This window comes from Cupriavidus sp. R6-3, assembly GCF_059772245.1.
Genome location: NZ_JCBAJO010000316.1, coordinates 1 through 4,305 on the forward strand (window position 1 = coordinate 1; position 4,305 = coordinate 4,305).

The 4,305-nt window shown below is 68.3% G+C and carries 4 protein-coding genes; all 4 read right to left on the reverse strand.

The window, feature by feature from the left end:
- Nucleotides 1-699: CYTH domain-containing protein (locus AC6EI8_RS24670; RefSeq protein WP_498383148.1), on the reverse strand; the 699-nt coding region annotated here is incomplete at its 3' end.
- Nucleotides 700-737: 38 nt separating this feature from the next.
- Nucleotides 738-1,541: an indole-3-glycerol phosphate synthase TrpC gene (trpC, locus tag AC6EI8_RS24675; RefSeq protein WP_226109435.1), complete on the reverse strand. Its 804-nt coding sequence runs from the start codon at nucleotides 1,539-1,541 to the stop codon at nucleotides 738-740.
- 16 nt (nucleotides 1,542-1,557) lie between these two features.
- Nucleotides 1,558-2,586 carry an anthranilate phosphoribosyltransferase gene (gene trpD, locus AC6EI8_RS24680; protein ID WP_149319647.1) on the reverse strand — a complete coding sequence of 343 codons (1,029 nt, stop codon included), beginning with the start codon at nucleotides 2,584-2,586 and terminating at the stop codon, nucleotides 1,558-1,560.
- Between the two features lie 110 nt (nucleotides 2,587-2,696).
- On the reverse strand, nucleotides 2,697-3,266 hold the full coding sequence (locus AC6EI8_RS24685; RefSeq protein WP_149319646.1) for an aminodeoxychorismate/anthranilate synthase component II: 570 nt from the start codon (nucleotides 3,264-3,266) through the stop codon (nucleotides 2,697-2,699).
- Nucleotides 3,267-4,305 lie beyond the last annotated feature (1,039 nt).

The window sequence follows — 4,305 nt, forward strand, 5'->3', positions numbered from 1 at the left end:
CGACGGCGTCAGCGCGGCCACCGCGCCGAGCCGCTCGCCCAGCGCGCGCAGTGTCGCTGCAGCCTGCGACGGGTCGCCCGACAGCCATTCCAGTTCGAGTTCGTGGATGGTCTCGCGCGCCGCTGCCGATGCCGATGCTGATGCCGATGCCGATGCCGATGCCGACGCCGACGCCGACGCCGACGCCGACGCCGACGCCGGCGTGGTGCCATCCTGCGCCACCGCGGCGATCTCGCCGGCGTCCAGCGCCGCTTCGATCTCGGCTTCGATCCCGGTGCCGGCTTGCGTTCCGTCGGCGCCCGTCAGCGGACAGCGCAGCCGCCAGGTCCGCCGCACGAAATCGGTGCGGAACACCGGCTGCAAGCGGCCCAGCAACGGCTCGAGCAGCGTGCGGGCCTCGGTCTCCAGCCGCTCTGGCTCCAGCGCCTCGCCGGCGACCTCGCTTTCCCATTCGTTGCGCGTCGCCAGCCCGGCCTCGCTGCGTCCCGCGGTCTTCAGCGTCTGCAGCCAGCGGGTGCCGTCGCGGCGCAGCCGCAGCGCGGCGCGCGCTTGCGCCAGCTCATGGGCCGGCGTGTCGAAATAGACGTTGAGCAGATGCGATTCGCCGACGGCGCGCGCATTGGCGTCGAGCCAGGCGACCAGCGCGGCCGCGGCGGCGGCATCGGGCACCGCCAGTTTCAGTTCGATTTCCTGGGCCATCGGTTCGGTCGGTGCGCCGGGGTCAGCAGAGGCGGGGTTCAGGCGAACAGCCGGGCCAGCTCGGCGCCGGGGTCCTTGGCGCGCATGAACGCTTCGCCAACCAGGAAGGCGTGCACATTGGCCTCGCGCATCCGCGCCACGTCGTCCGGTCCGAGAATGCCGGACTCGGTGACCACCAGCCGGTCCGCCGGCATCGCCGGCAGCAGGTCCAGCGTGTTCTGCAGCGAGACCTCGAAGGTGCGCAGGTTGCGGTTGTTGACGCCGACCAGCGGGGTCTTGAGCCGCAGCGCCGCTTCCAGCTCGGCGCCGTCGTGGACCTCGACCAGCACGTCCATGCCCAGTTCGTGCGCGCAGGCCTCGAGCTCGGCCATCAGGCCGGGATCGAGCGCGGCGACGATCAGCAGGATCGCATCGGCGCCCCAGGTGCGCGCCTCGTAGACCTGGTACAGGTCCACCATGAAGTCCTTGCGCAGCGCCGGCAGCGGACAGGCGCCGCGCGCGCGCCGCAGGTAGTCGGCATGGCCCTGGAAGAAATGCTCGTCGGTCAGCACCGACAGGCACGCCGCGCCGTGGCCGGCATAGCTCTCGGCGATCGCCTCGGGCACGAAATGCTCGCGCAGCACCCCCTTGGACGGCGACGCCTTCTTGATCTCGGCGATCACGCCGGCGTGGCCGGCCTCGATCTTCGCGCGCAGCGCCGCGCCGAATCCGCGCGGTGCCAGGCCCGCCTCGTCGCGCAGGCTTTCCGCTTCGGCGCGCAGGCTCGGCAGGTCGCGGCGCTTGCGCGCGGCGCTGACTTCGTCGGCCTTGACGGCCAGGATCTTCTGCAGGATGTCGGACATGCTTGCTTGCCTCTGATTACTGGAACTGCCGCGTGGCCTGCACGAACTCGTCGAGCTTGGCGCGCGCCGCGCCGCTGGCGATCGCCTCGCGGGCGCGGCCGATGCCGTCCTCGATCGACGAGGCGACATTGGCGGCGTACAGCGCGGTGCCTGCGTTCAGCGACACGATCTCGCGCGGGGTGCCCGGCACGTTGGACAGCGCCTCGAGCAGCATCTCCTTCGATTCGGCCGCGTCGGCCACCTTCAGGCCGCGATTGGAAATCATCGACAGGCCGAAGTCCTCCGGATGGATCTCGTACTCGCGCACCTCGCCGTCCTTGAGCTCGCCCACCAGCGTGGCGGCGCCCAGCGACACTTCGTCCATGCCGTCCTTGCCGTAGACCACCAGCGCATGGCGCGCCCCCAGGCGCTGCATCACGCGCACCTGGATGCCGACCAGGTCCGGGTGGAACACGCCCATCAGGATATTGGGCGCGTCGGCCGGATTGGTCAGCGGTCCGAGGATGTTGAAGATCGTGCGTACGCCCATCTCCTTGCGGATCGGCGCGACGTTCTTCATCGCGGGATGGTGGGTCGGCGCGAACATGAAGCCGATGCCGGTCTGCGCGATGCACTGGCCGACCTGCTCTGGCGTCAGCATGATGTTGACGCCGAGCGCCTCGAGCACGTCGGCGCTGCCGGACTTGGAGCTGACGCCGCGGTTGCCGTGCTTGGCGATGCGCGCGCCGGCCGCGGCGGCGACGAACATCGACGCGGTCGAGATGTTGAAGGTATGCGAGCCGTCGCCGCCGGTGCCGACGATGTCGACGAAATGCTCGCGCTCGGACACGGTGACCTTGTTGGCGAATTCGCGCATCACCTGCGCGGCGGCGGTGATCTCGCCGATGGTCTCCTTCTTGACGCGCAGGCCGGTCAGGATCGCGGCCGCCATCACCGGCGAGATCTGCGCCTGCATGATCTGCCGCATCAGATGCAGCATCTCGTCGTGGAAGATCTCGCGGTGTTCGATGCAGCGCGTCAGCGCTTCCTGGGGCGTGATGGGCATGGCGGTCTCGCAGGCGTGGGGTTCGTTCGATCGGTCGCGTGAAGGCGCAGGAGCAAGGGCGGCAAGGGCAGAGGCAGCAAGGGCAGGCGCGAGCGGGGCATCGAGCCGTTTCATCGCGCCACCTTCAGGAAGTTATCCAGCAGCGTGTGTCCGTGTTCGGACAGGATCGATTCGGGATGGAACTGCACGCCCTCGATCGCAAACTGCTTGTGCCGCACGCCCATGATCTCGCCGTCGGGCGTCCATGCGGTGACTTCCAGACAGTCGGGCAGCGTCTCGCGCTCGATCGCCAGCGAATGATAGCGCGTCACGTCGAACGCCTTCGGCAGGCCGGCGAACACGCCCTGCTGCGTGGTTTCGATGCGGCTGACCTTGCCGTGCATCACCTGCTTGGCGCGGATCACCTTGCCGCCGAACGCCTCGCCGATCGCCTGGTGGCCCAGGCACACGCCGAGGATCGGCAGCTTGCCGGCAAAGTGCTTGAGCACGGCCACCGAGATGCCGGCCTCGGCCGGGCTGCACGGACCGGGCGAGATGCAGATGCGCTCGGGCGCCAGCGCCTCGATTTCCTCGATCGTGATCTCGTCGTTGCGGTGGGTCCGCACGTCGGCGCCGAGCTCGCCGAAGTACTGCACCAGGTTGTAGGTGAACGAGTCGTAGTTGTCGATCATCAGCAGCATGATTCACCCGGCTTGATGTTGGTGGAAACGGAAGGCGCGTACGGCGTGCGTGGACGGACCGCGCATGGACGCATGAATGCACGAAGCGGCAAGCGTCCCCGGCGCAAGCATGCGCGCGGCGGGATTCGAAACGATTGAAGCGGGGGAGGGATTCGACGGCATCGGCAGATCTCCTGGGTATCTAGGAGCCGCCGCACCGGTGAGCTGTCGGACCGCACGTTTGCCAACCGGAACGGCGGCAAGGTGCGAACAAGAACGCAACGACGTGCCGCTTCCTAGTGGAAGCGCCACCAACGGGACGAATGCGACGAAACGGTCGGAGCCCGGAAGGTCATCGTGGTTCTGCGTCAGGCGATTGGGTGATCGGGGATCGGGTGATTCGGGATGCGTGTAGGAGGTTACACGGAAAGCGACGCTCTGTGGGACACCGCGCATCCGGAACGAAGTCGCTACTTTAACTTGCCTCGCATGCCGGTGTCGAGCGCGAGCGCCGCCCGGCGGCGGGCCCGCCCCGCAATCCCCGACCAAGGTAGGGGGCTGCGGCGGCGGAATTTGGCGTGTTTTCCATCGTTCACAATCGATTTTCAGCTTCTTCACTACACTTTGCGAAGTTTTGCGGCTCCGCACCTTGCGCTTCATTTGCGCTTGCGGTTGCACGACGCCATCCCTGCTGCGGATGGCCATCCGGCGCGGTTCTTCGGTGCCCGCCGGATCCCGTAGGTCCTCCCCCGTCGATCTCCGCAGGCGGGACAGACCCGATCGGGTTCCGTGCCCTCGTGCCGCCTCTTCCTAGCCGATAACGGACTCGCGTGCGCGCTTCGATGGCACGCCGCGGGCGCTTGACCATCACAGCGAGACAGGCTGCGGAGTCCCCATGGAGTCATTGATGACGCGTCATTCGCGCTCTCCTGCCCGCGTTCCGGCCGATACCCGCCGTTTGCAGACGTTGCGGCGGCGTACCCCGGTGCAGCTGGCCGTCGGGCTGGCGGCGGCGATGTCCTGCCTGGCGGTGCCGGCGCATGCCGCACCGGCGCAGGCC